This window comes from Phycisphaerae bacterium (assembly GCA_012729815.1).
Lineage (GTDB): Bacteria > Planctomycetota > Phycisphaerae > JAAYCJ01 > JAAYCJ01 > JAAYCJ01.
The window spans coordinates 1-1878 of sequence record JAAYCJ010000297.1; the positions used below are offsets into that span (position 1 = coordinate 1).

Consider the following 1878-nt stretch of genomic DNA (forward strand, 5'->3'; position numbering starts at 1 on the left):
ATATCCGTCCCGAAAAACAGCCGGTCCTGAAACTCGTTCAAAAACTTCACCGCATACTCCGGATCGCGACTCAACGCATTGGCCCCGCTCCCAGCCGACAGGTCACCGTGCAGATTCCCATACTTCCGCATCAGCTTCGGCACCGCCCCCTCCTCGCGCACCGGGTACTTGGGATACCCGCCCCGATCCTCCTCCTTATCCAACGACCCCATCTCAGCCCAGAACGCCTGCGAATGACCGAAAAACTTCAGCTTTGGGAATCGCTGCAAACACTGCTCCAACTGAGGCAGCCCCGGATCGTCATACAACCCATAGATGCCGCCGATCCGAACCGCGATGTGAAACGTCACCGGCAGCCCAACCTCCTGCAAATGCTTGAACAGATTCTGCACCAGCGGGTCCAGAAACGCCACATTCGCCGTCACTTCCCCCAGTCCCTTGCAGCCGCGGTCCTTGTAGAAACTCAGGATATCACTCAACGGGGCATCCGGCGAATTCGTCATCGCCCGCGGGTCCACGTTGCAGAACGGAATGAACCGCCCGGGGAAATCCTTGACGACTTCCAGAACCTCCTCGTTCGACTGCGGCTCGTACGCGCACTCCGGCGACACCCCGGGCAGCAACACCGCCTGCTCGATCCCCAGCCGGTCGTACCGCTCTAAAAGCTGTTCCGGCGTCGCGTGTACCTGCTTGCCCCGACGAGGCGGGCCCGGAATCCGACGCGTGTGAACGTGAATATCGATAAACACCTACGAGCTCCTTCCGCTAGATTAACGTTAATAACGGCCGCGACACCCACTGTAACCCGTCGCGCTCCAAAAATCATCCCCCCAACCCGAGTTGATCCCCAAGCCAACGGTACGCCATCGCCCGCGCCTCCGCCGGAAAGCAGTGCCCCTTACGATGGAAGTACGTCACAAAACCCTCCGGCCGGCCCGCATCGCGGAAATAGTCGCTGACCGCCCGCGTTCCCTCCAACCAACCGATGTTACCGGGGAAATACTGGTCATTGATCGCGTGGATCATCATCAACCCGCGCGGCGCCGCCAGCATCGCCAGCCGGTCAAAATCGAACGGCAAATCCGCGGCGTCCACAAACGGCCGAAGCTTCCTGTAGTACACGTACTCATGATCGCCAAGCCTTGCCCACTCCCGGCGGCGCGGCTCAGTCCGCAAAAGCGCCGCTCCGCAGTTGATCACCGCCACCTTCACCCGCTCATCCAACGCGGCCAGCACCAGCGCGTCGTGTCCGCCCAGCGAATGGCCGATCGCCCCGATTCGCGTCGGGTCGATCTCGTCGAACGTCACCAGAAAATCCAGCGCCCGCCCAAGGTCCCATGCCGCTTTGCCGCCCGCCGACCACTCCGGCCACTTCTCGTACAGCCGATACGTGTCGTACGGCTTTACATTCGAATGCAGCCGCTGGCCCGCCGTGAACTGATCTGGGGCGAACGCCACAAAACCTTGCCGCACCAGGTCTATCGCATAGTGATATTGCGCCTCATCCGCCGACCCCACCGGCCCGTCCTTGCCCCACGGCTTGGTCTGATGCGGGCAAACCACCAGCGGCTGCGGGACGTCTGATCGCGATTTGGGCACCAGCAGATAGCCGTAGGCGCGGTCATCCGGCTCCACCCAATAGCTCAGCAGCCGCCGGACGTGATCGCCGCAATCCTCTTCCCGCTCGACCTTTACGTGCGGATTGACCTTTTCCGTCGGTCCCGAACCGATGATCCGGCCAAGCTCTTGAAGGAGTGTTTCCCGCTGGTGCATCCGCCCGTTCCGCCGTCAGATTCGTTGAACCATGACCCGCGCCGAGCCCGCCAAACGGGCCTCGGCGCCGTCGGCGACAATGCAACAGTTGCACTCGTAATCGCC

Annotated in this window: 2 protein-coding genes; both read right to left on the reverse strand. The window is 61.8% G+C overall.

Translation table 11 applies throughout. The features are described from left to right. The coding region (locus GXY33_19100) for an amidohydrolase family protein (GenBank protein ID NLX07251.1) at window positions 1–749 on the reverse strand (749 nt) is incomplete at its 3' end. 73 nt (window positions 750–822) lie between these two features. Beyond that, on the reverse strand, window positions 823–1773 hold the full coding sequence (locus tag GXY33_19105) for a hypothetical protein (GenBank protein NLX07252.1): 951 nt from the start codon (window positions 1771–1773) through the stop codon (window positions 823–825). Window positions 1774–1878 lie beyond the last annotated feature (105 nt).